Annotated in this window: 24 protein-coding genes and 1 pseudogene; 18 read left to right on the forward strand and 7 right to left on the reverse strand. The window is 64.6% G+C overall.

The window, feature by feature from the left end; genetic code table 11:
- Nucleotides 1-225 precede the first annotated feature (225 nt).
- The 14 genes from RY831_RS01270 to RY831_RS01335 all read left to right on the forward strand — a co-directional run bounded on the left by RY831_RS01270 (nucleotide 226) and on the right by RY831_RS01335 (nucleotide 12,800).
- Entirely contained in the window at nucleotides 226-435 is a 210-nt protein-coding gene (locus RY831_RS01270; protein ID WP_326504516.1) for a Flp family type IVb pilin, read from the forward strand.
- 99 nt (nucleotides 436-534) lie between these two features.
- On the forward strand, nucleotides 535-1,152 hold the full coding sequence (locus RY831_RS01275) for an A24 family peptidase (RefSeq protein ID WP_326504517.1): 618 nt from the start codon (nucleotides 535-537) through the stop codon (nucleotides 1,150-1,152).
- A gap of 73 nt (nucleotides 1,153-1,225) precedes the next feature.
- Entirely contained in the window at nucleotides 1,226-2,101 is an 876-nt protein-coding gene (gene cpaB, locus RY831_RS01280) for a Flp pilus assembly protein CpaB (RefSeq protein ID WP_326504518.1), read from the forward strand.
- Between the two features lie 51 nt (nucleotides 2,102-2,152).
- On the forward strand, nucleotides 2,153-3,748 hold the full coding sequence (locus tag RY831_RS01285; protein ID WP_326504519.1) for a type II and III secretion system protein family protein: 1,596 nt from the start codon (nucleotides 2,153-2,155) through the stop codon (nucleotides 3,746-3,748).
- Nucleotides 3,749-3,766: 18 nt separating this feature from the next.
- Nucleotides 3,767-4,054 (forward strand): hypothetical protein, encoded by a 288-nt coding sequence (locus RY831_RS01290; RefSeq protein WP_326504520.1) that lies wholly within the window; start codon nucleotides 3,767-3,769, stop codon nucleotides 4,052-4,054.
- 46 nt (nucleotides 4,055-4,100) lie between these two features.
- Nucleotides 4,101-5,303: a CpaE/TadZ family protein gene (locus RY831_RS01295; RefSeq protein WP_326504521.1), complete on the forward strand. Its 1,203-nt coding sequence runs from the start codon at nucleotides 4,101-4,103 to the stop codon at nucleotides 5,301-5,303.
- Nucleotides 5,304-5,340: 37 nt separating this feature from the next.
- Nucleotides 5,341-6,708 (forward strand): TadA family conjugal transfer-associated ATPase, encoded by a 1,368-nt coding sequence (locus tag RY831_RS01300; protein WP_326504522.1) that lies wholly within the window; start codon nucleotides 5,341-5,343, stop codon nucleotides 6,706-6,708.
- 9 nt (nucleotides 6,709-6,717) lie between these two features.
- Nucleotides 6,718-7,686 (forward strand): type II secretion system F family protein, encoded by a 969-nt coding sequence (locus tag RY831_RS01305; protein ID WP_326504523.1) that lies wholly within the window; start codon nucleotides 6,718-6,720, stop codon nucleotides 7,684-7,686.
- 26 nt (nucleotides 7,687-7,712) lie between these two features.
- Nucleotides 7,713-8,654 carry a type II secretion system F family protein gene (locus RY831_RS01310; RefSeq protein ID WP_326504524.1) on the forward strand — a complete coding sequence of 314 codons (942 nt, stop codon included), beginning with the start codon at nucleotides 7,713-7,715 and terminating at the stop codon, nucleotides 8,652-8,654.
- Between the two features lie 37 nt (nucleotides 8,655-8,691).
- The gene (locus tag RY831_RS01315; RefSeq protein WP_326504525.1) at nucleotides 8,692-9,813 is read left to right on the forward strand and encodes a LytR C-terminal domain-containing protein; all 1,122 of its coding nucleotides are present in this window, start codon (nucleotides 8,692-8,694) and stop codon (nucleotides 9,811-9,813) included.
- A 24-nt stretch (nucleotides 9,814-9,837) separates the two neighbouring features.
- Nucleotides 9,838-10,311: a TadE/TadG family type IV pilus assembly protein gene (locus RY831_RS01320; protein WP_326504526.1), complete on the forward strand. Its 474-nt coding sequence runs from the start codon at nucleotides 9,838-9,840 to the stop codon at nucleotides 10,309-10,311.
- On the forward strand, nucleotides 10,311-10,913 hold the full coding sequence (locus RY831_RS01325) for a TadE/TadG family type IV pilus assembly protein (protein WP_326504527.1): 603 nt from the start codon (nucleotides 10,311-10,313) through the stop codon (nucleotides 10,911-10,913). The genes RY831_RS01320 and RY831_RS01325 overlap by 1 nt, the downstream gene beginning before the upstream one ends.
- Before the next feature lie 21 nt (nucleotides 10,914-10,934).
- Nucleotides 10,935-12,320, forward strand: coding sequence for a VWA domain-containing protein (locus tag RY831_RS01330; protein ID WP_326504528.1), 1,386 nt, complete (start codon nucleotides 10,935-10,937; stop codon nucleotides 12,318-12,320).
- A gap of 132 nt (nucleotides 12,321-12,452) precedes the next feature.
- Nucleotides 12,453-12,800, forward strand: a complete 348-nt coding sequence (locus tag RY831_RS01335) for a winged helix-turn-helix transcriptional regulator (protein ID WP_326504529.1) — start codon at nucleotides 12,453-12,455, stop codon at nucleotides 12,798-12,800.
- A gap of 16 nt (nucleotides 12,801-12,816) precedes the next feature.
- Here the strand turns inward: RY831_RS01335 and RY831_RS01340 are convergent, their stop codons facing one another.
- Nucleotides 12,817-14,055 carry a DUF418 domain-containing protein gene (locus RY831_RS01340; RefSeq protein ID WP_326504530.1) on the reverse strand — a complete coding sequence of 413 codons (1,239 nt, stop codon included), beginning with the start codon at nucleotides 14,053-14,055 and terminating at the stop codon, nucleotides 12,817-12,819.
- A gap of 291 nt (nucleotides 14,056-14,346) precedes the next feature.
- Here RY831_RS01340 and RY831_RS01345 point away from each other — a divergent pair, with 291 nt between their 5' ends.
- Entirely contained in the window at nucleotides 14,347-14,895 is a 549-nt protein-coding gene (locus RY831_RS01345; protein ID WP_326504531.1) for a hypothetical protein, read from the forward strand.
- Nucleotides 14,896-14,941: 46 nt separating this feature from the next.
- Here RY831_RS01345 and RY831_RS01350 read toward each other — a convergent pair whose 3' ends face one another.
- The gene (locus RY831_RS01350; RefSeq protein WP_326504532.1) at nucleotides 14,942-15,634 is read right to left on the reverse strand and encodes a phosphatase PAP2 family protein; all 693 of its coding nucleotides are present in this window, start codon (nucleotides 15,632-15,634) and stop codon (nucleotides 14,942-14,944) included.
- 16 nt (nucleotides 15,635-15,650) lie between these two features.
- Nucleotides 15,651-16,583 (reverse strand): diacylglycerol/lipid kinase family protein, encoded by a 933-nt coding sequence (locus RY831_RS01355; RefSeq protein WP_437126201.1) that lies wholly within the window; start codon nucleotides 16,581-16,583, stop codon nucleotides 15,651-15,653.
- Between the two features lie 472 nt (nucleotides 16,584-17,055).
- Here RY831_RS01355 and tagH point away from each other — a divergent pair, with 472 nt between their 5' ends.
- Both tagH and RY831_RS01365 read left to right on the forward strand, forming a co-directional pair.
- Nucleotides 17,056-18,507, forward strand: a complete 1,452-nt coding sequence (gene tagH, locus RY831_RS01360) for a type VI secretion system-associated FHA domain protein TagH (protein ID WP_326504534.1) — start codon at nucleotides 17,056-17,058, stop codon at nucleotides 18,505-18,507.
- 5 nt (nucleotides 18,508-18,512) lie between these two features.
- On the forward strand, nucleotides 18,513-19,307 hold the full coding sequence (locus RY831_RS01365; protein WP_326504535.1) for a PP2C family protein-serine/threonine phosphatase: 795 nt from the start codon (nucleotides 18,513-18,515) through the stop codon (nucleotides 19,305-19,307).
- Between the two features lie 50 nt (nucleotides 19,308-19,357).
- Here the strand turns inward: RY831_RS01365 and RY831_RS01370 are convergent, their stop codons facing one another.
- From RY831_RS01370 to RY831_RS01380, 3 genes are read right to left on the reverse strand one after another with little or no spacing between them, the layout of a single operon-like run.
- Entirely contained in the window at nucleotides 19,358-20,365 is a 1,008-nt protein-coding gene (locus RY831_RS01370; protein ID WP_326504536.1) for an alpha/beta fold hydrolase, read from the reverse strand.
- Nucleotides 20,362-21,177 carry an SDR family NAD(P)-dependent oxidoreductase gene (locus tag RY831_RS01375; protein WP_326504537.1) on the reverse strand — a complete coding sequence of 272 codons (816 nt, stop codon included), beginning with the start codon at nucleotides 21,175-21,177 and terminating at the stop codon, nucleotides 20,362-20,364. The genes RY831_RS01370 and RY831_RS01375 overlap by 4 nt, the downstream gene beginning before the upstream one ends.
- Complete coding sequence (locus RY831_RS01380; protein WP_326504538.1) at nucleotides 21,174-22,688, reverse strand: flavin-containing monooxygenase; 1,515 nt, start codon at nucleotides 22,686-22,688, stop codon at nucleotides 21,174-21,176. Before RY831_RS01380 ends, RY831_RS01375 begins: the two co-directional genes overlap by 4 nt.
- 78 nt (nucleotides 22,689-22,766) lie before the next feature.
- Here RY831_RS01380 and RY831_RS01385 point away from each other — a divergent pair, with 78 nt between their 5' ends.
- Entirely contained in the window at nucleotides 22,767-23,390 is a 624-nt protein-coding gene (locus RY831_RS01385; protein WP_326504539.1) for a TetR/AcrR family transcriptional regulator, read from the forward strand.
- Nucleotides 23,391-23,949: 559 nt separating this feature from the next.
- Here RY831_RS01385 and RY831_RS01390 read toward each other — a convergent pair.
- Nucleotides 23,950-24,192, reverse strand: a pseudogene (locus RY831_RS01390) (IS3 family transposase); the annotation flags it as partial.
- Between the last annotated feature and the right edge of the window lie 54 nt (nucleotides 24,193-24,246).

The following is a 24,246-nucleotide window of genomic DNA, read 5'->3' on the forward strand; positions in this document are numbered from 1 at the left end:
GAACCACTCCTTTTTCGGTTACCACACATAACTAAGTAATCAATCTTCACTGCCTGTCGCGCAGAGCCCTGGGCTTAAAGCGCCATCGCAGCCGATTACTTGGGTCGATCGAGAGGAGTGGCATCCAGCGGGAACGTCACACCGGGAACCGGCAAGTGCCCTGAAGGCACGCGCCTCGTCCCGCCTCACCATCAAATTTTTCATTTCTACTGAAAGGAAGCTTGTATGAACAACCAGTTTTTCTCCGGTGTGGTTCGTTTTCTGCGTGACGAAGAGGGCGCCGCCGCTGTCGAGTACGGCCTGCTGGCCGCTCTTATCGCGGTGGTCATCGTGGTGGCGGTGTCGAGCGTCGGCAATCGCCTCTGCGCCACCTTCAACACGATCGCGACCCGCCTCGGCGGCGGTGGCGTCAACTGCCCGGCGGCCCTGTCCTGAGACGGCTTCCCCGATCCGGCATGAAAGATTCATGCCGGATCGAATCAGCAGAAGCAGATCGACTTCAATCCATTCAACACAACAAGCAGGCGGAGGCAGATGATGGATCAACTCAACCCAGCGCTGATCGCCGATGGCGTGCTGTGCCTGCTGGGCGCCTTCCTTGCCGCCGCGGTGTGCAGCGATGTGCAATGCCGCCGCATTCCCAACAAGCTGATTCTCGCCGGCCTGTGCGCGGGATGCCTGCTCAACGGCGCCCTGCCCGAAGGGAACGGCTTCCTCAGCGCCTTGCCGGGAGCGGCGGGCATCGGAGCCGCGCTTGCGGGAGCGGCTGTCGGATTCTGTCTCATGCTGCCGATGTATCTGCTGCGCGCACTCGGAGCGGGAGACGTAAAACTCATGGCGATGACGGGCGCGTTCCTGGGACCGGACATGATCGCGCGCGTCGCCCTGGCGACCTTCATTGCCGGCGGCGTGCTTTCGCTGCTCGTCGCCATCCGCGCGGGGCGGCTGCGCTGCCTGGCGGACAACTTGCGCACGATGCTGCTTGCCGGCTATTTCAAGCTCGCGATGAACGAGATGCCGAGCGCTTCCTCCTTGCCTGATTCAGCGGGAAAGATGCCCTACGGCGTGGCGATCGCGGCGGGAACGCTGGTCTGCATCGCGCTCAAGCGCGGCGGCTTCGAACTTCCATGGTTTGCAAGCGTATTTCATTGAGATTGATCCAGAGAACCGTCCGGGACGACGCACCAGCGATTCAAGGCATTTTTTAGACGAACAGGGAGAAAGTATGAAAGGCTCAAAAGCCATGGTAATGATCGGCGTGTCCTTTGCCGCAGCCGCGGGCGCCGTCGTGCTCGCATCGCAGTGGATGAACGAGCAGGCCGGAATCAATTCGCGCAAGGTCATGGTCGCGTCGACGGACATCAACCTCGGTACCCGCCTGAGCGGCGACGTCGTGCGCATGGTCGACTGGCCGGCCGACAGCGTTCCCGCCGGCGCTTTCAGCGATGGCAAGCAGATCGACAGCCGCGTGACCCGCGTCGCGGTGCAGCGCGGCGAACCCATCCTCGAATCCAAGCTGGCATCGCCCGGCGCGACCGGCGGACTTTCCGCCGTGGTGGCCGAGGGCAAGCGCGCGATGACCGTGCGCGTGAACGATGTCATCGGCGTCGCCGGCTTCGCGCTGCCGGGCAACTACGTCGACATCCTGGTCAGTACCCAGGGCGAGCGCCGGCCGTCGGACACAAGCGACCAGAACATTTCCAAGCTGGTCCTGGAGCGCATCCTGGTGCTCGCGGTGGCGCAGGAAGCCAGCCAGAACGACACCCGGCCCAAGGTCGTCAATGCGGTCACTCTGGAGGTGACGCCGGAGCAGGCCGAGAAGCTCGACCTGGCGCGCAGCGTCGGTCAGCTTTCGCTGGTGCTGCGCAACCAGATCGACCACCAGCCGGCCGAGACCACGGGCGCGACCAAGGCCACGCTGCTATCGCAGGCAAAGCCGGAGCCGGTCAAAACCAAGGATAAAGACAAGGCGGAACAAAAAGCCGCCGAAGCGGCCAGGCCCGCCAGGAAGCCCGCAGGCACCGCGAAGAGCCAGCCGGCCGCCGCGGAACAATGCCAGTCGGTCCTCACCGGCTCGGGACACATCACGCAATGCCGCTGAGTCGGAACGTGCTCAACGCAGATCAGAGAATTTGACAAGGGGGAACGGGAAATGACAGAGATGAATCAGATGTTCGCGCGGCCGATGCCGCATCACGGTGGCGGCCTGTTCAGGCAATGCATCGCCGCGGTTGCCGTCGCCGCCATGGCCGGCCTTGCGCACGCCGCGCCGGCGCAGTCCGCGGCCGATGCCGAGGCTGGCAAGGCCAAGCGTGAAGAAGCCGGCACCGCAAAAGCCGCTGCCAATGCCGGTGCCAAAGCCGGCATCCATGCCAAGAGCGCCGCCGCGTCCGTGCCGGTCTGCAAGGGTGAATTCCCGCAGGCCGCCAACTTGCGCGTAGCCGAAGGCAAGTCCACCCGCATCGACCTCTCGGCGCTGAAGCTGCCTTCGCCGGCATGGCTGCGCGCGGTGGCCGATCCGGAGATCGTGCAGATCGAACCGCTGACATCGGCGGCGGCGCGCGGCATGTTCTTCGTGTTCGGCAAGAAGGTCGGTTCCACCAACCTGATGTTCCAGGACAAGGGTGGCCGCTGCGCGATGGTGGAAGTCGCTGTCGGCGTCGATACCGCCGCCGTGCGCGACAGCCTGCGCGAACTGATGCCGGCCGAGAAGGATATCAAGGTCAGCGCCGCCGCCGATTCGCTGGTCATCAGCGGCACCGCCACCGACGCCGCCGCGGTGGATCGCATCCTGACCATCGCCAACGCCTTCGTGCGCAAGGGCGGCAACGATGCCGGAACAGCCGGAGGCAACGGCACCGAGCGCATCGTCAACATGATGTCGGTGGGTGCGCCGCAGCAGGTGATGCTGGAAGTGAAGGTCGCCGAGATTTCCAAGACCCTGCTCGACCACCTGGGCGTCGGACTGAACGCCACCGCGAACAAGGGCAGCTGGACTCTCGGCCTGCTGTCGAAACTTGGCGGCGCCGGCAACGGCGGCGTGCGCCTGGACAAGGGCGGCGACGGCTTCATGCAGATCGATGCCGAACGCCGCAACGGCCTGGTGAAGATTCTCGCCGAGCCGACCGTGATGGCCATCAGCGGCCAGGACGGCAGCTTCCTCGCCGGCGGACGCATCTTCATTCCGGTCGCGCAGGACGCCAACGGCAAGGTGACGCTGGAAGAGAAGGAATTCGGCGTCGGGCTGCGCTTCACGCCCACGGTGCTCGAAGGCGGCCGCATCAACCTGAAGGTGTCGCCGGAAGTCTCGGAACTGTCGCGCGAGGGTGTCGGCATTTCTTCCTCGGGCACCGGCGGCAATGCCGTCCTGCCCCTGATCACCACGCGCCGCGCGGCGACGACCGTTCAGCTGTTCGACGGCCAAAGCTTTGCAATCGGCGGTCTGATCAAGAGCAACATGATCACCAGCGTCAAGGCACTGCCGGTGCTGGGCGAGCTGCCCGTTCTCGGCCCGCTGTTCCGCAGCAGCGACTTCCAGACCGACAAGACCGAACTGGTCTTCATCGTGACGCCGCGCCTGGTCAAGCCGCTGCCGCAGACATTCCCTCTGCCTACGGACCATCTGGTCGAGCCCAGCCGCGAGGAATTCTTCCTGCAAGGCCGGATGGAGGGCCAGCAGGCACAGGCAACCGCGGAGAACAAGCCGGCGAAGGCTGCTGCGCATCCCACCGGCTTTGAAATCAAGTAAGCACGTCAGGAGAAGACCATGAAATTCGCAAAGCACAACAGCCGCCCGCACGCACTTGCCTGCGCCGTCGCTGCCATCGCGATGTTTGCGGGCTGCACGCCGCTCACGCCCAACCTGGACAGCCGCTTCGGCGACGCTTTCAGCACGCTCAAGCGCTCGCAGATCATCGATCCCGCCGCATCGGCCAGGACGGACAATCCGGCGCAGGACGGCAAGTCCGCGGCTGAAGCCACCGGGCGCTACGTGAAGTCTTACAGCGCACCGACGCCGCACCAGAGCGTGCTCAACACCGGCGGCGCCCGCTAGGCAATGCCGCTTCGGACCACGATCTGACCTGGATACAGAGAACATCATGAATGACTTGAACATTGCCATCGTGTCCGCCGACATGTCCCGCCTCGACGGCATCGGACGCGCGCTGGCATCCGCGGCACGCCGGCTGCAGGTGACCGAGATGAAATGCACGCCGCAGCGCCTTGGCGCCCTCGCCTCGCAGCTGGCCGCCGACATCCTCATCGTCGACTGTGCGGAGGGCGGTGACAATGCCGCGGCGCTGACGTCGCTGGAGCAGGTCGGCATGCAGCATCCGCGCATGGCCATCATCATTCTCAGCCAATGCGAGTCGGCAGATTTCCTGATCCAGGCGATGCGCTGCGGCGTGCGCGAAGTGCTTCCGTCGAACGCCGACGGCGCGGCATTCGATGCGGCCATCGAACGCATCGCTGCCAAGACCGGCAGGAGTGGCGACCAGGCTGGAAGGTCCGGCAAGGTGCTCGCCTTTGCTTCCTGCAAGGGCGGAAGCGGCGCAACCTTCCTGGCGACCAATCTCGGCCACGCTCTCGCCGAGCAAGGCGCAAAGGTCGCGCTGTTCGACCTCAACCTGCAGTTTGGCGATGCGGCCCTGTACCTGTCCGACGGCAAGGCCGCAACCAGCATTGCCGATGTGGTGCAGGGCATCTACCGCCTTGACGAAGCCTTTCTCAAGGCGAACATGATGCAGGTCAGCCCCGACTTCGACCTGCTTGCAGCGCCTGAGGATCCGGCTCTCGGGCTTGAGATCAAGCCTGAGCATATCGATGCGCTGCTTGCATTGGCAACGCGCCATTACGACTACGTGATTCTCGACGTGGGCCGCAATCTCGATGGATTGACCATACGCGCGCTGGACCATGCCGACACGATCTTTGCGGTGGTTCAGGCCAGCCTGCCGTTCGTCCACGGCGCCAAGCGCATGCTGGGCATCTTCCAGTCGCTCGAATACCCGACGCGAAAGATCGAACTCGTGGTCAACCGTTTCCAGAAAGACGGCGCACTGACGATCAAGGACCTGGAAGCCGCCTGCGGGGTCTCGATACGCCTTACCGTGCCGCTGCATGAGGAGGCGGCGGAGGCGGCGGCCAACCAGGGCGTGGCCGTCACCGCACTGGCCGGCGGCAGTCCCATCGCCAAGAGCCTTGCCGGCTGGGCTGGCGCCCTGCTCGGCAAGGCGCCGGCGGAAGAAAACCATTGGTTCAACAGGTTCAGTCGGTTCAATCGCATCCTGAAGCGCGCCTGAGCGCCGCGTCGGGACAAACTTCGGGAAGGAAAAGCACATGTCACTAAGAGATCGCCTGCAGATGCACTACGGAGAACCCGTACACGAAGATACGTCCGCATCGCAGAAGAACACGCGGGACGACCAGGCCTACCAGGACATCAAGCTGCGCGCGCACCTGGCCCTGCTCGACCAGATCGACCTGAAGCTGGTCGAAAAGCTGCCGCCGACGCAGCGCCGCGACGAACTTAAATGCGTGGCCGAAAAGGTTCTCGTCGCCGAAAACGTCGCCCTCAACGACGCCGAGCGCAGGAACGTGGTGCGCGACGTCCTTGACGAAGTCTTGGGACTCGGGCCGCTGGAGCCGCTGCTGGCCGATCCCGGCGTGTCCGACATCCTGGTCAACACCTGGGAGCACGTCTACGTGGAACGCGGCGGCAAACTGGAGGAAACCGGCATCCGTTTCAGCGGCAATGCCCATCTGATGAAGATCATCGACAAGATCGTGTCCGGCGTCGGCCGGCGCATCGATGAATCCAGTCCCATGGTCGATGCGCGGCTTGCGGACGGCTCGCGCGTCAATGTGATCATTCCCCCGCTCGCGGTGGACGGGCCGGTCATGTCGATCCGCCGTTTCGGCGCCAAGGCCCTGAACATGCAGGACCTGATCGGCCTGCAAAGCCTGACGCCGCCGATGGCCCACCTGCTGGAAGGCATGGTGAAGGCAAGGCTGAACATTCTTGTCTCGGGCGGCACCGGCAGCGGCAAGACCACCATGCTCAATATCCTGTCCGGATGCATCGGCGCCGACGAGCGCGTCGTCACCATCGAAGACACGGCGGAACTTCGGATGCAGCAGCCGCACGTGGTTCGCCTGGAATCGCGCCCCGCCAATATCGAGGGCAAGGGGGAAATATCGCAGCGCGCGCTGGTCAAGAATGCGCTGCGCATGCGCCCCGACCGCATCGTCGTCGGCGAGGTGCGCGGCGCGGAAGCGATCGACATGCTGCAAGCCATGAATACCGGCCACGACGGGTCCCTGGCGACGCTGCATGCAAATACACCGCGCGACGCGCTGCTGCGCCTGGAAAACATGATTGCGCTGACCGGCATCTCGCTGCCGGCCCGGACCACGCGCCAGATGATCGCTTCCGCGGTATCGGTGGTGCTGCAGGTCGGTCGCCTGTCCGATGGCAAGCGCCGCCTGCTCAGCCTACAGGAAGTGACCGGGATGGAAGGCGATGTCGTCACAATGCAGGAAATCTTTTCGTTCCGCCAGACCGGCATGGCGCCGGACGGCAGCGTGCGCGGCTATTTCTGCGCCACGGGAACCCGTCCGCGCTTCTGCGAGCGTCTTCAGCTGAAGGGCATCGCCCTGCCGGAAGGCATCTTCGATCCGCAGCGCCATTACGACGTAAAGGCTTGAGGAAGAGACATGGATATCCTGCACATCTCCGCGGCGATTGCCGTCTTCATATCGGTCGCGCTGCTGATCGAGGGCATCTACCTCTGGTGGAATGCCGTCTGCAGCCAGGGCGCCCGCCGCCTTGCCCGGCGCCTGCGCGACGACCGTGCGCAGGCACCTGCCGAAGTCACGCTGCAAAAGCGCCGGCGCCTGAGCAATCATGCACGGGTGGAACGCTTCCTCGGCACCTTCAAGGCCGCCGACGGCATGGCCAGCCTGCTGGAACAGGCCGGATCGCCGTTGACGGTGGCGCGCTTCTTCCTGCTCTGCGGCGCCGTGTTCATCGGCGTAGTCGCGGTGCTGGGCCTGAAGGGCGCTTCGCCGGCCGCAAGCATTCCCGCCGGCCTGCTTGCCGGCACGGTTCCCCTGCTGCTGGTGCTGCGCCGCCGGGCCAGCCGCCTGGCCACGATCGAGCAGCAGCTGCCGGAGGCGCTGGAACTGATGAGCCGCGCTCTTCGTGCCGGCCATGCACTGCCGACCGCCATCAAGATCGTGGCAGATGAAATGCCGGAACCGCTGGCAGGACAATTCCGCATCGTGCATGACGAGGTCACCTACGGCATCACCATGCAGGAAGCGCTCAAGGGTCTCTCCAGCCGCATTCCCGGAAGCGATGTCGGCTACTTCGTCGTGGCCACGCTGATCCAGCGCGAGGTGGGCGGCAACCTGACGCAGCTGCTCGACGTTATTGCCCGAATCGTCCGCGAGCGGCTCAAGCTCGCGGGCCAGGTCAAGGTGTATTCCGCCGAAGGCCGGCTGTCCGCATGGATTCTCGGCTTGCTGCCGTTCGCGCTGGGCGCGGTGCTGTACCTGGTGAACCCGACATTCCTGGAACCGCTGTGGCAGGACGCCGCCGGGCTCAAGATGCTCGTCATCGTCGCGGCGCTGATGGGGATCGGAGTGCTCTGGATGCGCTCGGTGATCCGCATTCGCGTTTAAAGCCACAGCTCAGCAAGGAAACCAACATGCTTAACCCATCCACATTGATTCTTGCCGTCGTATTCCTGGCGGTGTTCGCGGGCTGCCTCATGATGAGCCGGTTGATCTCGGACGGCAGGCTGCGCAGACGCGTGCGCGCCATGGCCGCTGCGGCCGACCCGGAGAACGCGCCCGGCGCGTCCGAGTGGGTTGCCCGTATCGCTCGCATCTCGGGTCCGCTGGCGCGCCTGTCCGCTCCGGTGCGGCAGGAAAAGATCTCCGCGCTGCGCGCCCGCTTCGTGCAGGCCGGCTATCGCGGCGAGCACGCGCCGACGATCTATTTCGCGCTGAAAGTACTGCTTGCCGTTGCGTTGCCGGCACTGGCATGGGCATCGCTTGCCGTTGCCGGCGCCGGCCTCAAGACGGGAACGCTTCTGGCCGCGCTGTGCGCGGCGGCGGCAGTCGGCTATCTCGTTCCGAATCTCGTCCTGAAGGCGCTGATCGCACGTCGCCGGCGCGAGATCTTCGAGAACCTGCCGAATGCTCTCGACCTGATGACCGTCTGCGTGGAAGCCGGCCTGAACACGGACATGGCCATCGGCCGCATCGCTGCCGAAATGGCAGAGGCTTCGCCGGTCCTGAGCAGCGAACTGCAACTGGTGACGCTGGAGCTGCGCGCAGGCAGCAGCAAGGAGCTGGCATTGCGCAACCTGTCGGTGCGTTCCGGCGTGAACGAAGTGGATTCGCTTGTCACCATGCTGATACAGGCCGAGCAGTTCGGCACCAGCATCGGCGACTCGCTGCGGGTGCATGCCGACCATCTGCGCACCAGGCGGCGCCAGCAGGCCGAGGAACGCGCCGCCAAGATTGCGCTGAAGCTCCTGATGCCGCTGATCTTCTGCATCTTTCCGGCGCTGATCCTGATCATGGTGGGTCCTTCCTTCCTGCAGATCACCCGCGTGCTGATGCCTTCGCTCGCCGCACAGTAAATTCCGTTACCACATGCCCACATCAAGGATGACCGCCATGAAAGCCACCAAACTCTCCGTTGCGCTCGTTTGCGCCCTTTCGGCTCTTTCCGCCTTCTGCGCGGCAGCGCCGGCCTCGCATGCCGCCGAGATCACCCTCAGCGAGCTCGATGAACTCAGCGACCCGCGCAAATTCCGGGTCGAGCCGCTCATGGCGGTGCGTCATTCGGATGACAGCGTGGAGTCGCTGTACCGGCTCGGGCGCCATCACCAGCAGGCAAACCGGCTGGAGGAAGCCGCAGGCGCCTACCGTGCCGCGCTGCAAAAGGACGAGGGTCATATCGAAGCCCGCAATGCCCTGGCGACGATCTATTTCGCGCAGAAAGACATGATTGCTGCCATGTCGGAATTCAAGACCATCCTGCAGCAGCGGCCAGGACTTTCCCATGTCCACAGCAACCTGGGATACGCGTACATGCTCGAGGAAAACTATGCGGCCGCGATGCCGGAGCTTGCGCAGGCAATCATTATCGATCCGACGAATGCGCGAGCGTTCGGCAACCTGACGCTCGCTTACGAGCGTCTCGGCGCAATGGTGAAGGAAGGACAGGCACGTCCGGCGGCGACGGCCGGGGCTGCGGCGGAAGCGATGCAAGCCGGTGATGTGCAGCCGTTGCAGGCTGCCGAGATTACACAGGAGGCACAAGCGGTACAAACGGTGCAAGCGGTACAAACGGTGCAAGCGGTAGAAGAAGCGGTGAAAGCGGCGCAGACCGGTACCGAGGAAGAGAAAAAAGACGGCATGGCGGCCGTGCCCGCAAGGATCGAATTGGCAAAGGCCGAGCCGCAAGGCGGGATCGCCGTCGTGATCGCCAACGGCACGCGCGATGAGACGATGGCCGGCAGGATCGCCGACGGTCTTCGCAGAAACGGCGTCAATGTCAGCCGCATGACGGATCTCGCGCCGTACAGGCAGCAGCGGACCGTCATCCTGTACCGCGACGGCTATCGCAAGGAGGCCCTGGAATTGAGCCGCATGTTCGCGGTGCCGCCGGCCGTCGTGAACAATACCCGCACTCGCGATGCCGCCGATGCATCCACTGTGCGCCTCGTCCTGGGCAAGAGGTCGGCTCAGGCGGATGTGCGCACCACGGGGACGCAACTCGCCTCCGCCCGCTGATTGACCAACCGGGGAGAGACAAGCATGCAAGCAGCCTGCCGGACAAGAACCAAGCATAGCCAGCGCGGCGCCTCGGCGGTCGAGTTCGCCATTGTCGCGCCGCTGGTGTTTTTCCTGCTGTTCGCCGTGATCGACTTGTGCGTGATGTTCTGGGTCAACCTGACCATGCAGCATGCGGTACGCGAAGGCGCCCGCTATGCCGTCACCGGGCGCAGCGATCATGCGCCGCAAGGCAGCGCGCAGCGTCATCTCGCGGTGATTGAGAAGATCAGGGAGAACTCGATGGGCCTGTTCGACCGGGTTTCACCGCGCATCAACGGCGTAAGCCATGGCGACAATGGCCAGTACCACACCGGCATGTTCGGTACGCCCGGCCAGGTTTTCGTCCTGCGACTGGACGGCAGCTGGCCGCTGATGACTCCCATGGTGCAGCCTTTCTTCCAGGACGGGACATACCGGTTTTCCGTCGCCGCCACCATGCGCAACGAGGAATTCTGATGCAACGCGATCCACGTCATTTCATTCGCCGCCGCGGCGGTGCCGCCGTCGAGTTCCTGTTCTGCCTGCCGCTGCTGCTCGTGCTCCTGCTTCCGATAGCCGATATCGCCCGCATGATCCAGGCCAACATGATCCTGACGAGCCTCTCGCGCGAAGGCGCCAACCTGGCCTCGCGCACATCGATGCCGGCGGGGGAAATCATGGATGTGCTGGCGTCCACGGCGCAGCCGCTGGACATGCGGGCCCACGGCATGATCCGGGTCACCAGGATTCTCGCTTCCCGGCAGAACGGCGTGGTCCGCAATGTCGTGATCGCACAGCATCGCTGGAACGGCGGGTCTTATCTGCCGGCGAACGGCGTCTGGACATGCGGCAGCGCCGGCACGTATTGGGATGCCGATGGAAGCTGCGCCGGGTTTCCCGCCTTGCCGGGCGCACCTGAGACGCACCTCATGTCGGGCCAGCTGGACGACGGCGACGTGGCGCACCTGGTCGAAGTGTTTTATCGCTTTCCGCTGCTGTTCGGCAGCCTCGATCTGGGTCTTGGCGGTGTCGCGTTTCCCGAATTGAATCCCGACCTTTATGCATCGACGATTTTTTAAAGCCCTTGCCCGGAAAACAGCATGATCAAGTTCACAGCAAAAAAACAAGGCGGACAAATTTTCATCATCGTGGCGCTTTCCCTGGTCGTCCTGGTTGGCGCCCTCGGCCTGGCGGTCGATTCCGGACTGGGCTATCTGGTCAAGGCCAAGCTGAATGCCGCGGTCGATGCCGCGGCGGTGGCCGGCGCCCGTGCCGTTGTGCAGGGCGACAGCGAACCGGAACAGCGCCAGCACGCGGAAACCGCGGCGCGCAGGTTCTTTGCGGCCAACTATCCGGCGGGCTACCTCGGTTCCAGCGCGGAGATCGCCGGCATACAGGTGGACTTCAATTCCCAGGCGCCGGGCCGGATCGCCGTGAAGGTATCCGCGCGCGCCACGGTTGCGGTGAGCTTCATGCGTGTCTTCGGATTCAATGCACTCGATATCGATGCAAGCGCCGAGACCATCCGGCGCGACGTTGACATGGCTTTCGTGATGGATACATCAAGCTCGATCCTGCCGGTGGCGGCGGAAGTCCGCCGACATGCTGCGACCTTCATGAACGGTTTCAGCAGCACCACCGACAGGATGTCGCTGATCCATTTTTCCAACGGCGCCGAGGTCGACGAGCCGATACGCACCGGCGCGCTGCGCGGCTTCGACAAGCGCCGCATCGTGCAACAAATCGAAAGCCTGCCGTTCCAAGGTGCGACCAATTCCATTGAAGGAATGTGGCATGCGCGCGATCAGCTCAACCGCGTGACCTCGCCTCATCGCTCCAGCCTGCGCGTGATCGTGCTGTTTTCCGATGGCACGCCCAATTCGCTGGCCTCGTTCTTCAAGTTTCAGCCGTCGGCGAACTGCAACGTGTCGGGCGTGATCAGCACCACCGACGATATCGCCATGCGCGAAGCGCCGCGCGGGCTCTGGAACCAGGCCAAGGCCCAGGAACTGGTCGGCGGCGGCTGCGCGCAGAACCGTAACCTGGCGTCGATTCTCACCGCGAACGCCCTGCCCGACTGGTACAACGCGCACGGTATCGATGACCGCGAGTTCCGCATCGTCGGCGGCGGCCCGCGGCTGGTGGAAAACGATACGAGCACGCCGGAGCGCGCGTTCGTCAACATCAACCATGCGGCCAGGAACATGGTGGAAGCGCTTGCGGCGCGCGCACGCGCCGAAGGCATTCATGTCTTTACGCTCGGACTCGGGCCGCTGCTGCAGCAGCTCAGCGGGCCTGAACTGGCGCCCGACGACACCGGAGAGAATCTCCTGAAATGCATGGCCAATACGGCGGACGCCCCGCAGCGCTGCCGCACCGCAGGCGCCGGCCAGCCGAAGGGCGTCTATTGCCATGCCCGCACCGCGGACGACCTGCAACCGTGCTTTGCGAACATGCGGGCGGAGATCCTGAGGATTATTCAATAGAAGGCATTGCAGGTCGGGGAACCCGCGTTGCCGCCTTGTCACTGATGTATGTGGAGTATGCAGGCGTCGCAAGTGACGGCCGGTCTGGATTCGCCATCCGATGAATCTTGAATGGAATCGATTATGTGCAGCATGAATACAGCTGATTTGCAGAGCGGAGTCGCAGCGGACGACACGGGCATGACCGACCGCGACATTCTCGGCGAGGTATGCACACCCTGGTGCATTTTCGTCATTCGCAACCTGGACGACGGGCCGATGCGTTTCACGGAGCTCAAGCGCGCCATCGACGGCATCTCGCAGCGCATGCTGACGGTTTCCCTGCGCACGCTGGAACGCGAAGGCCTGGTGCTGAGAACCGTGGATGCCGGCAAGGCGATCAAGGTGACCTATGCATTGACGGCACGCGGGCAATCGCTTGCCGGCCCGGCGAAAGCGCTGGCCGACTGGGCGCGGGAACATACGAAATCCGGCAATTAGGATGCGTGGCGCGACGCTAGCCCGAGCGCCGCACATACCGCGCCATCAACCGTTCCAGCGGTCCCTGCGCATGCTTCGACAGCCACCATCGGCTGAACGCCGTCTGGCACACCATGATGAGCGCCAGCAACGGCAGCAGCAAAGCCGGCGCTTCGGCGACATGCCTGCCCCAGCCCAGCCCGACGGCTTGGAGCAGCAGCACGCCGAACGCCGACTGCGCCAGGTAGTTGGTCAGCGCCATGCGCCCCACTGGCGCGAGGCGACTCGCCTGCGCTGTTGAACGGCGGCCCGCCGCCAGCATGACGGTTGCCACATAGGCCGCCGCGAGAAGCGAGCCGCCCAGCGGAAGCAGCGAATACACCGTCAGGCCGAAAACATTTGCGTCGAAGGGATTGGATGTTTCCCTCAGCACGACCCAGGCCCACAGCAGATTGAAGGGGATGCCGAACGCATAGCCGGTCAGGCGCACCCTGCGCCACAGGCCGGCATGGCGCTGCGGCTCGGTCAGCCAGCCGGCGCGCACGGAGTAGAGACCGAGCAGGAAAAGCACCAGCACATGCGGCACCATGAATAGCGAGTTCATGGTTACGGCGGCGTAGTCGAACAGCCGCTGCAGGAATTGCCGGACCGGCGAGCCATGGGCATAGGCCAGGTGCGCCGAGCGCGCCTCGCCGATCAGCCGTGCACCCAGCGTGTAAGGATCGCTGTCCGCATAGGCGGTGAGAGCCATGGCGATGTTGCAGGCAATCAGCGTCAGCCAGACCACGGTCCAGTTCCACAATTGGATGCCGATGGCCTTGCGCTGCGCGCCGGCGAGGCCGACGATCAGAAAGCCGATGCTGCCGTAAATCGTCAGGATATCGCCGCCCCACACCAGGGTGCCGTGAATGATCCCGAGACCGAGCAATCCGGCCAGCCGGCGGCGGTACCTGCGCTGCGCGAGCGCACGTTCGCCAATCCCGCTTTCGAGAGGGCCTCCCTGCAACGCAAGACCGGCGCCGAACAGGAAGGCAAAAATCGGATAGAACTTCTGTTCCGCAAGAAAGGCGATGCCGAATATCGCGGCCTTGTCCACGAATGTGGCCTGGTCGGGCAGCACGCCATAACGCAGGCTGCCGAAACCCCATACGAATGACCATATATTGACGACGAGAATGCCGAACACGGCAATACCGCGCAGCACATCGATATGCGCGTAGCGAATGGGGACATCGGTTTCCTGCGCCGGCATGGCGAGTTCGGCTTGCTGTTGCACGGCTGCACTGCTCCTTCTGAAGTGATGAGTCCCGATGTTCAACGCATGGAAGACAGTCGCCTTCGCGCAGGCCTTCGCGTACGCCCTTGTGCACATCTCTGTGTACGCCGCCGTGCACACCCTTGCGGGTGTCGGCAGCGGTATCGAAATGCACGCCCGACCTCGACAAGATGCAAACCGGCATCGGGAAGTTCAGTTTGCCGGAGTTTTTCGCGGTCTGCCGGCGCCGGCAACTTTGGAGGTATGTTCGAATCGAACTGGACCATTTCCCACATTCGGAGCGAGAGATCCATGATCCCCAATCAACCATCACAACCCATGGCGGGCAAATCAGGAAACAATGTCCCCGATGCATTGCAAGGCGAAGCAGGCGCGCGGTCGGATAGCCGCCTGCCGCCCGATAACCCGGTACCGGTCACGGAAACCGGCTCGGCCCGGGCGGCAAGGCAGGATGAGCACAGCGGTTCGCCCGCGGACCAGGTGCACCATGGCGGCAACGCCGCCGTGGTCGGCGCCGGCGGCGGCACTGACGCGGCGGCGGGAGCTTCACTCGCTGGCAGCAAGCATGGCGGTCCCGGCGGCGCCAGCGCGCGCGAAACCGCGGATGCCGCCGGCGTCCCGGGTGCGCCGGGAGGTTCGCTTTCGGGCGACCGGATCAGCCCCGCAGCGGGCGCCGATGCGGCCGGCGGCACCGGCCTGGGCGCTGCCGCGAGCGCGGACGATACGCGGACCGGGACAGGCACGACGTCCGGCTCCGGTACCGCATTGACCGGCGGCGGAGCCAGCGGCGGCCGCGATGCCGCGAGTGCGGGAGGCACGGGAAATTCAGGCGGCCAGTAAGACAAGCGGCCGGTAGTTGCTTCGGAGGGCCAGGCGGACCGCGCGATCAACGCGGTCCGCCCGCCGTTCTTTCCGCCGACAGGCGTCTGCGCAACACGAACGCGAGTCCGACGCACCACGCCAGCGCCGCCGTCCAGCCGGCCACCACGTCTGTCGGGAAATGCACGCCGAGATAGACCCGCGACAGGCCGACCATGGCCACGAACACCGCGCCGGCCGCGACCAGCGGCCGCAGCGCCGGCCGATGCCAGGCAAGCATGGCGAGCGCCGCGACGAAGGCCATCGATTGCATCGAGTGGCCGCTTGGAAAGCTGTACGAAGTCTCCGGGGCGATCGAGATCCACAGGTCCGGCCGGGTGCGGCTGAAGATCTGTTTCGCGCCCATGTTGAGAAGAATCGCGCCGCCGAAGCCCAGGACCCAGTACACGAGGCGCGCCCACTGCTGGCGGATGATGAAGACGACGGCAATCAGGACCGCGCAGGGGCCGAGCACGCGGATCGATCCCATCTCCGACACCAGCACCATCACGCGGTCGAGCAGCGGCGTTGCGTTTTCCTGCATGAACATCAGGATGGGGCGGTCGATCGCGAAAGCTTCCTTTTCCAGCACTTCCTCCGCCAGCTCGCCGAACAGATAGAGCGGCGCCAGCACGCCGACGAACAGGAGCAGCGTGTCCAACCAGCGGCGGCGGGGCACACGGCCCAGGTAATGCAGGAATTTGCGGAATTTTTCTGCCATCGGTTATTGGTCTCGGTCATGCGGGCGGCTTCAGCAGCAGCAGCGGTTCGGAGGCGACCTTGAAACGCAGCGGCGCGCGCAGCCAGAAGATTTCGCCGTCGGTCGCCACTTTGGTCCATGCCGAAAGTACGAACTTCGGTTTCACGGTCAGTTCCCGTGCCGCGAAGCTGACCACGCTGTCGGCGGCGTCGAGCTTGCCGAAGGCGCCGCGCAGCATCAGGCCGAGCATGGCCATCGGTCCGACCGGCTTGAGGGTGACAACCGCGAGCCGTCCATTGTCGAGCTGGGACGCGAGCGGTATGCCGACCTGTTCCAGCTGCAGCGCATTGTTGCCGACAAAAACTGTCTGCGTGACAAGGTCGCGTCCCCCGTCTTCTCCGTCCATGCGTACCCGCAGGATGCGATGGCTGCGCCACAGCGTCACCAGCGCCGACCACAGCGCCACCAGGCGGCTGCGTCCGAGCTGCCGCTTGTAGAACTCCCGGTCTTCCAGCAGTTTCGGATACAGGCCGAGGCTGGCGTTGACGAGGAAGATCCGGTTGTTGAGCAGGCCGACCTGCACCGGGCGCACCTCGGCGCGCAGCAGCGCCCGGGCCGCCTCGGCCAGGTCTTCCGGAATGCCATGGGTGCGGCCGAAGTAATTGAATGTGCCTTGCGGCAAGACACCGAACACGCAACCGCTGCCGAGCACCGCCTGCGCGACGGTGTTGATGCTGCCGTCGCCGCCGGCGATCACCACCGCGCCGCCGTCCTGCCTGGCTTCGTTCACCACGCGGATGGCAGTCTCTCGCAGCTTGCGCGCATCCTTGACGATATGCAGCCGGTAGCGGCTGCCGGCCGAGCCGAGCACGTCGCGAATCACCGCGCACTTGCCGTCGACATCCCTGTTGCCGGAACGGGCATTGAGGATGATGTGGTAGCCGGTAATCGCGTTTACCGCCGGTGCCATGCTGCAGACCTGCCCGGCGCGGAAGACGCACACCGGTCTTGCCATGTGAAATGCACTGTTTCGTTGAGCGCGGAGCGGAAGTCTTGCTGCGGTTTGGACATGGCGAAATGGATAGGAGCGCTTGCTTTCCCGGTATTCTAATTGATGCCAGTCATTGGACGGCTCATGCCGCTTGCCCGGAGGGGGCTCGGCTTCGAATGCTATTAAGCCCTCAAGGCCATGCCGTCATCTTGCGCATGGTCAATCCGGCATCGACGAGCGAGGCCGTTGTTGTACTTCAGTCGTATGGCTTAAGGAAGCAATTATTGAGATGCTCGAAGTCGGACAGGCTCGAACAGGTGCGCCGAGCCGCACAGGCGTCGACTCCGGCAAGACCGCATGCCATCGTGAAACCGCCCGGCGGCCCTCTTCGCGCCTGACCACGGCGGGCGAATCGTGCCGGACGCGCTTACCGTGCGGATAGGAGGACTTGGTGCTGATTCGGATCATGCGCTGCAAGGGACGTACGCCGGACGTCGCCGCGGAGGCGGAATTCTCCGAGGCGGGCGGCACCATTGGCCGCAGCAGCCAGTGTACGCTGGCGCTGCCCGACGCCGACCGCCATATTTCCCGCATCCAGGCGGAAGTAAGCTGGTCCGGCACGGCGTTCCTGCTCACCGATCGCGGCAGCGGCAATTCGACCCTGCGCAATGGCGAGGCGGTCGGCATGGGCCAGACCGTGCCGCTGGCCGATGGCGATGAACTGCATATCGGCGACTATGTGCTGCGCGTGGAATCGCCACCGCCGCGCGCGGCCCGGTGCACCGGCGGCACCCGGGGCGACAACGGCACCAGCGGCACCAACGGCCAGCCCTGTGCCGATGCTGAACTCGCCTCAACCGCACGCAATCTCGACCTCGCGCCCGCAGACAACGGCCAGGCGGCGCACCGGCATTCAAGCCCGGGCACGGGCTCGCCAGCCGCGTCAGTTGACCCGGTTGAAAATCTCAATGCCGGGGGCAACATCGCGTTCCGCTCCTGGGAAAGCTCGGACGGCGTCGGCAGCACCGCCATCAATCCCGGCCGGCACCGTGAAGCGCCGCAATGTGCGATGCAGGCGCCGCCCCTTCACGGCACGTTCGAGCCGCGCGGCACCGGTTTCAGTCCGTTCGCCGGCGGGAGGGCGAAGCCTCCATCGCCAGCGACGCCCGTCCTCGAATCCAAACGGCCTCCCGGGCCCGGTGCGGCATCGGCTTCCTCCCTGCTTGCGGCGCTGCTGGCCGGAGCCGGGCTGCAGGAAGCGCCGCAGGATCCGGTCAGCGGCAAGCACTTCGAGCTCGATGAGCACACCATGGAACGCCTCGGCAGCCTGTTGCGGCTGCTGTCCCAGGGTGTGATCGACCTGCTGGCGACGCGCACCATGCTCAAATCGGAAATGCATGCGGCGGTTACGGTCATCGCGGTGCAAGGCAACAATCCGCTCAAGTTTTCGCCGGATGCCTGCACCGCCCTCGCCTTCCTGCTGGCGCCTGAATCGCCGCGCGGCTTCATGGCGCCGGAACTCGCGGTCGAGGATGCGATGAGCGATCTGCTGGCGCACCAGATGGGCATGCTCAGCGGCATGCGCGCGGCGCTGGAGGGCGTCCTGCTGCGCTTCGAACCCCGGCGGCTGGAAGCGCGCCTTGCGCCGAAGTCGCTGCTGGGCGGCGTGCTGCCGATGAACCGCAAGGCGAAACTCTGGGAGCAGTTCGAGGCGCTCTATGAAGCGGTGTGCGGCGAGGCCCAGGATGATTTCGAAGGCTTGTTCAGCGAAGCCTTCGTGCGTGCCTACGAAGAGCGGATCGCGGAACTAAGGCACCGGCCCGCCGCCTCGAATGCGGGCATCCACGGCCATGCAGGCAACGCAGACAACCCCGGCAACACCGGCACAACGGGCGAAAGGTGAATTCCATGGAATGTCGAGTTTCCGCGTTCTCACGCGTCGGCGGACGCGAACGCAACGAGGATGCGTGCGCCTACATCGAGAAGGATGGCCTGATCTGCTGCGCGCTCGCCGACGGCGCGGGTGGCCACCGCGGCGGCGATGTCGCTTCCCGCATCTGCATTCAGACCGTGCTGGAGGAATTCGGGCGAGCGCCGGAAGTCTCGTCCATCGCACTCGGCACCCTGCTGCACCAGGCCAACGAAGCGGTCCTGCGGGAACAGGAAAGGGACCCCGCCGTGTCGGACATGCGGTCCACGCTGGTGGTGCTGGTGTTCGATCCGCTGCAGCAGACGGCGGTATGGGGTCATGTCGGCGACAGCCGGCTCTATTACTTCCGCAACGGCGCAATCGCCGCGCGCACGCGCGACCACAGCCTGGTGCAGACCATGATCGACGGTGGCCTGCTGACCGAGGAAGATGCGCTGACCCATGCCGAGCGCAATGTGCTGGTCGCATCCATCGGCTCGGTCGACGCCTTCCAGCCGAGCGTGCTCGGCACGCCGTGCGCGCTCAATGACGGCGATGCGTTCCTGCTGTGCAGCGACGGCGTGTGGGGCATGCTGGAAGACATTGCCTTCGAGCAGGGCCTCGGCCGCGCCGCTTCATCGGAAGAGTGGCTCGGCTACCTGGAGGAACTGATCACGCCGCGCGTGCACCGGGGTTCGGACAACTACACCGCGCTGGGCGTATGGTGCGGCGAAGTGCCCGACAACATGCGCACCATCCCGGCGCCGCTTGCCCAAAGCCTCCCTGAAATCTGACCGCGTGGCGGCCGCCAATGGACGGCATGGGAAGCACTGTGGCGGCAGCATTACCGCGCGGCCTGCTCGCTCGCCTGCAGCGCGCTTTCCCGGATGAATGCGGCCGTCAGCTCGGCCTTGGTCACCGGCAGCATGTGCCCGCCCTCGACCAGTTCAAGCTGCGCGCCGGCCACCTTGCCGGCCAGCGCCTCCCCGTTCACTTTCCAGTCCAGGATGCGATCTTCGCGCCCGAACAGGACGCGGACCGGAATCCGCAATTCGCCATAGCGCGCGGCAATCGCCGGGAGCCGCGCCGGCACCGCCTGAATGTCGCGCGAAGCGGCGATGAATTGATGCGGGAACAGGGACATGAGTCCGCCGCCGCGGGTGCCGAAATCGCGCGGAACCGGCTCCGGTCCGAAGACCTGGTCGAGCACGGTGCGGCTCCCGGCAATCGACGCGGGAACGGCCAAGGTCCAGGCGAACAGCGTGCGAAGCCAGGACGACGATATGGTCAGCGCACGGAATGCCGCGGGCACTTCGCCGCCGCCGTTGCCGTCCTTGCCGTCGTTGCCGTGGGGCCCGGACGGCAGGTGAGTCAGCGGCGCAATCAGCGCCAGCGCGGAAACGCAGCGTGGATGCTCGACCGCCAGGGTCAGGGCAATGGCGCCACCCAGCGAATGGCCGGCCACGCAGACCGGCCCTAGCTGCATCGCATCGATCAGGCTTGCAATCGCCGCCGCCTGCGCCGACAGGTCGGCGGACATCGATGAAGGACGTTCCGAATAACCGGACCCGGGACGGTCTATGCTCACCACCCGGAACTCGCGCGATAGGCGTTTGCTGACACCGTAGGTATAGTGGCGCATCTGCCCGGCCAGGCCGTGGATCAGCAGCAGAGGCGGCCCCTCGCCTTCCTCGTGCACGTGGAAGCGCACGTCGCCGGCAATGATGAAGCGTCCCTGCGGCGGCAGCGCCGCTTTTATCCTGCGCGCGGTCCACCAGGCGAACAGCGCCAGCATTGCGCCGAGTCCGAGAAGAACGATTGCCGCCATCACGGCGAGCCGTATTGCCATCATTGTTGTACTCCCTTCTTGAGCAGTGACCAGTATCGCACCGGGGCAAAGCGCTCGACGACGGATACGATCTTCGCATCCATGCCGACCAGGATCCTGGCCTTGCGGTTCTCGATGCCGCGCACGATGATCTCGCCCGCCTTGTCCGCCGGCATGCGCAGCAGCTTTTCGCTGAGCGCCCTGCGGCGCAACACCTCCTCTTCGGGCACGCCGGCGGGCGCCCGGGCGCTCCTGGCGATGGAGGTCGCGACGCCGCCGGGATGCACCACCGTCACTCCCACGTTCGAGCCTTCCAGTTCATGGCGCAGGGCATTGGAAAAGCCGCGCACCGCGAACTTGCTGGCGGAATAGGCGGCCTGGCCCGCCGGCGAAATCAGCCCGTAGAGACTGGAGACATTCACGAGGCGCGAATCGTCGCCGGCGTGCAGATAGGGCAGGAAGGCGCGCGTCATCCTGACCACGCCATGAAAATTGATATCCATCAGCCAGTCGAAGTCGGCCTCGCTGACCTGTTCAAAGCTTCCGCCCAGCGCCACGCCGGCATTGTTGACCAGCAGGTCGATGCGGCCATGGCTGGCATTCACCTGCTGCGGCAATGCCCGCACCATCGTCGCGTCCGCCACGTCCAGCCGGTGGCAGCTGACCCGCGCGCCCAGCGCTCTTGCCATGCCGGCGGTCTGTTCCAGCCCGGCTTCGCTGATGTCGGCCAGCGCAAGATGACAGCCGCGCCGCGCAAGGGAAACGGCGACCGCGCGGCCGATGCCGCCGCCGGCGCCGGTGACGACGGCCACTCGGTCCCTGAGCTTGAATTTCATGGCAGCGTTCCCTTCCCGCCGAAGCGCATGACGCCGTCGGCGATGCGGCCGTAGCGGATGGTCACCAGGTCCTGCAGGTAATTCTGATACACCTGCCATGGAGCGCGCGTGCCCTGCTGGGGAAGCAGATGTTGCGCGCGCTGCACATAGCCGGAGGTGAAGTTCAGGAACGGCATGCGCTCGACACCGGGCTCGCGCCTGGGCACCGCGATCGCATGGCGGTGGCGGTCCATGTAGCGCAGCAGGCGGCACACGTACTCGGCGGTCAGGTCGGCCTTCAGGGTCCAGGAGGCATTCGTATAGCCGAACGCCATGGCGAGGTTGGGCACATCGCTGAGCATCATGCCCTTGTAGGCCATCGCTTCGTTGGGATGGCAGGCCCGGCCATCGACGGTGAGCGTCATGCCGCCCATGACGTTGAGCTTGAGGCCGGTTGCGATCACCACGATATCGGCCGGCAGTTCCTTGCCCGAGGCGAGCCGGATGCCGCCGGCGGTGAAGCGCTCGATGGTGTCGGTGACGACCGAGGCGCGGCCTTTGCGAATGGCGCGGAACAGGTCGCCGTCCGGCACCGCGCAGACGCGCTGGTCCCAGGGCTTGTAATCCGGCGTGAAATGCGTGGCGACGTCATATCCGCCGTTGAGCTGCCTTGCCGCCATCTTCACGATGTGCTGCTTGACAGGCTCCGGCCGGCTGCGCGCCAGCTTGAAAAAGAACATGCCGACGAGCACATTCTTCCAGCGCGTCGCCGCATAGGCGGCGCCCTCCGGCAGGATGCGGCGCAAGGCTTGCGCGATTCTGTCCTCGGCGGGCCGCGTGACGACATAGGAGGGAGAGCGCTGAAGCATGGTCACGTGCGCTGCCGTCTCCGCCATCGATGGCACCACGGTCACCGCCGTGGCCCCGCTGCCGATCACGACCACGCGCTTGCCGGCGTAATCCAATTGCTCCGGCCAGAACTGCGGCACCACGAGCGCGCCCCGGAAATCCGCTTCGCCCTCGAATGCCGGCCGGTAGGCCTCGTCGTAGCTGTAATAGCCGCTGCAGCTGTACAGGAAGCGCGCACGTACGGCGCCGCGTTCGCCGGATTCGGCATGTTCGGTGGTGACGGTCCAGCAGGCGTCGCTGCTCGACCATGCCGCGCTGATCGCCTTTTGCCGGAAGCGGATGTGCCTGGTGATGCCGCCCTCTTGCGCCGTGTCGCGGATGTATTCGCGGATTGATGGACCGTCGGCAATTGCCTTGGGGTTGGTCCAGGGCCGGAAGCGATAGCCCAGCGTGTACATGTCGGAATCGGAACGGATGCCGGGATAGCGGAACAGGTCCCATGTTCCGCCGATCGCATCGCGCGCTTCCAGGATGGCAAAGCGCTTGCCGGGACACTGCTTGCGCAGTTGGCAGGCGGCGCCGATTCCGGACAGGCCCGCGCCGATGATCAGGACGTCGAGGATATCGGGGAGGTCGAGGCGGTCGAGGCGGTCGTCTTCGGACGTGGAAAGGGGTTGCGGCATGCTGTCGGCCTCCGGTTTAATTCTGACACTGTACATTGTCAGTTTTGATTTGACAATTGCTCGTGTCAAAATGGCGGAATGACTTCCAAGACACCTTCATCACGTTCCTATCGCGGCTTGTCGCAGGAAGAGCGCAGCGCCGAACGGCGGCAGCGCCTGATCGCGGCCGCGATCGAAGTGTACGGCGGGCAAGGTTACCGGCAGTCGCCGGTGAAGTCCGTGTGCGCGGAGGCCGGCCTGACGGAACGCTACTTCTATGAATCCTTCGGCAACAGCGAGGACTTGCTGCTGGCGGCTTACAACGAGGCGATCAGGGGACTGGTCGCGGAAATGACCCAGGCGGCACAGGCTGCTCAGGCCGCCGGGGAGGACCGCGCCCGGCGCGCGCATGCGATGCTGCATGCCTACTTCACCGCGCTCAAGCGCAATCCGCCCGCGGCGCGGCTAATCCTGGTGGAGATTCGCGGCGTGAGCGCGGCGGCGACCGATGCCTATACCGATACCCTGCGCGGCGTTGCGCGGATGGTCGGAGACATTTTCTCTTCCGACGGCGAAAAAGTGCATGACCTGTTCGCGCTGGGCGTGGTCGGCGGCATCAGCCTGATCGCCTTGCAGTGGATACAGCAGGGCTATGCTCCGTCGATCGAGGAACTGATCGGAATTTCCCTGCAGCTGGGAAGCAAGTGGCTGGATGCGCCTTGAGGCAGTAATGCGGTCAATGCGGCGTCTGCCTTGCCCGCGTTGACCGCATGATGCTGTCCATTCCTCCTCACCCGACCGTAATAAGATGATCGACCAGCGAATGGACGAAGGATGCATTTCGGTACCGCCGGAGCGACGCAATTCGGTGTCTGGCAATGATATGGAAGCGCTGTCAATAAATCGTGCTGAGTGGCAGGCAGCCGCAAGTTGGTTCCATTCCGGACAAGAATTTTCACGACTATGCGCATCGGACGCCGGGCCGGCGTACATCAGCGGAGCCAACACTTAATAATCCAGCCAGGAGGGCACCACGATTGCCCGGCACCTTCAGAGCTGATCGAGTCCGCGTATCGAATTTGGAACTGCGGACAATCAATGTGCCACTTATGCCACCTAGCTCTAAACGTAATGGAGGCGTGGCCGCCTCGATCCGTGCCGGTGGGGTCGTTTTTCGTTTGTGTGGCTCTGCCACATGGCGCCCATCTCGCCTTATTGTGCATTCCGGCCCGACCCCAATTGTTCCGAGCAAGTACCCGCACGCCATCCGGCTTAGGACTGCTTACAAAACTTTATTTCCGTTCGTCGAAACCATGCCACGATTGTAAAAGACTTCGATGTAATCGAAGATGTCGGCGCGCGCCAAATCACGTGTTTTGTACATACGCTTACGGATCCTCCCCTTCTTCAGGCTGCTAAAGAAGGATTCCGCCACGGCGTTGTCCCAGCAATTTCCTTGTCGGCGCATGCTTGGCTGCAGATTGTTCGCCTGGCAGAAACGCTTCCAGTCGTCACCGCCATATTTTCATTCACATGGTCGCTGGCCCACCATATGGCTGATGAAGTGCGAAATGCCAAG

The sequence above is a fragment of the Noviherbaspirillum album genome (assembly GCF_035916955.1).
Lineage (GTDB): Bacteria > Pseudomonadota > Gammaproteobacteria > Burkholderiales > Burkholderiaceae_D > Noviherbaspirillum > Noviherbaspirillum album.

Coding starts and splice junctions, on each gene's coding strand:
- RY831_RS01270 (WP_326504516.1), top strand. CDS start 226: ATGAACAACCAGTTTTTCTCCGGTGTGGTTCGTTTTCTGCGTGACGAA.
- RY831_RS01275 (WP_326504517.1), top strand. CDS start 535: ATGATGGATCAACTCAACCCAGCGCTGATCGCCGATGGCGTGCTGTGC.
- cpaB (WP_326504518.1), top strand. CDS start 1,226: ATGAAAGGCTCAAAAGCCATGGTAATGATCGGCGTGTCCTTTGCCGCA.
- RY831_RS01285 (WP_326504519.1), top strand. CDS start 2,153: ATGACAGAGATGAATCAGATGTTCGCGCGGCCGATGCCGCATCACGGT.
- RY831_RS01290 (WP_326504520.1), top strand. CDS start 3,767: ATGAAATTCGCAAAGCACAACAGCCGCCCGCACGCACTTGCCTGCGCC.
- RY831_RS01295 (WP_326504521.1), top strand. CDS start 4,101: ATGAATGACTTGAACATTGCCATCGTGTCCGCCGACATGTCCCGCCTC.
- RY831_RS01300 (WP_326504522.1), top strand. CDS start 5,341: ATGTCACTAAGAGATCGCCTGCAGATGCACTACGGAGAACCCGTACAC.
- RY831_RS01305 (WP_326504523.1), top strand. CDS start 6,718: ATGGATATCCTGCACATCTCCGCGGCGATTGCCGTCTTCATATCGGTC.
- RY831_RS01310 (WP_326504524.1), top strand. CDS start 7,713: ATGCTTAACCCATCCACATTGATTCTTGCCGTCGTATTCCTGGCGGTG.
- RY831_RS01315 (WP_326504525.1), top strand. CDS start 8,692: ATGAAAGCCACCAAACTCTCCGTTGCGCTCGTTTGCGCCCTTTCGGCT.
- RY831_RS01320 (WP_326504526.1), top strand. CDS start 9,838: ATGCAAGCAGCCTGCCGGACAAGAACCAAGCATAGCCAGCGCGGCGCC.
- RY831_RS01325 (WP_326504527.1), top strand. CDS start 10,311: ATGCAACGCGATCCACGTCATTTCATTCGCCGCCGCGGCGGTGCCGCC.
- RY831_RS01330 (WP_326504528.1), top strand. CDS start 10,935: ATGATCAAGTTCACAGCAAAAAAACAAGGCGGACAAATTTTCATCATC.
- RY831_RS01335 (WP_326504529.1), top strand. CDS start 12,453: ATGAATACAGCTGATTTGCAGAGCGGAGTCGCAGCGGACGACACGGGC.
- RY831_RS01345 (WP_326504531.1), top strand. CDS start 14,347: ATGATCCCCAATCAACCATCACAACCCATGGCGGGCAAATCAGGAAAC.
- RY831_RS01350 (WP_326504532.1), bottom strand. CDS start 15,634: ATGGCAGAAAAATTCCGCAAATTCCTGCATTACCTGGGCCGTGTGCCC.
- RY831_RS01355 (WP_437126201.1), bottom strand. CDS start 16,583: ATGGCACCGGCGGTAAACGCGATTACCGGCTACCACATCATCCTCAAT.
- RY831_RS01365 (WP_326504535.1), top strand. CDS start 18,513: ATGGAATGTCGAGTTTCCGCGTTCTCACGCGTCGGCGGACGCGAACGC.
- RY831_RS01370 (WP_326504536.1), bottom strand. CDS start 20,365: ATGATGGCAATACGGCTCGCCGTGATGGCGGCAATCGTTCTTCTCGGA.
- RY831_RS01375 (WP_326504537.1), bottom strand. CDS start 21,177: ATGAAATTCAAGCTCAGGGACCGAGTGGCCGTCGTCACCGGCGCCGGC.
- RY831_RS01380 (WP_326504538.1), bottom strand. CDS start 22,688: ATGCCGCAACCCCTTTCCACGTCCGAAGACGACCGCCTCGACCGCCTC.
- RY831_RS01385 (WP_326504539.1), top strand. CDS start 22,767: ATGACTTCCAAGACACCTTCATCACGTTCCTATCGCGGCTTGTCGCAG.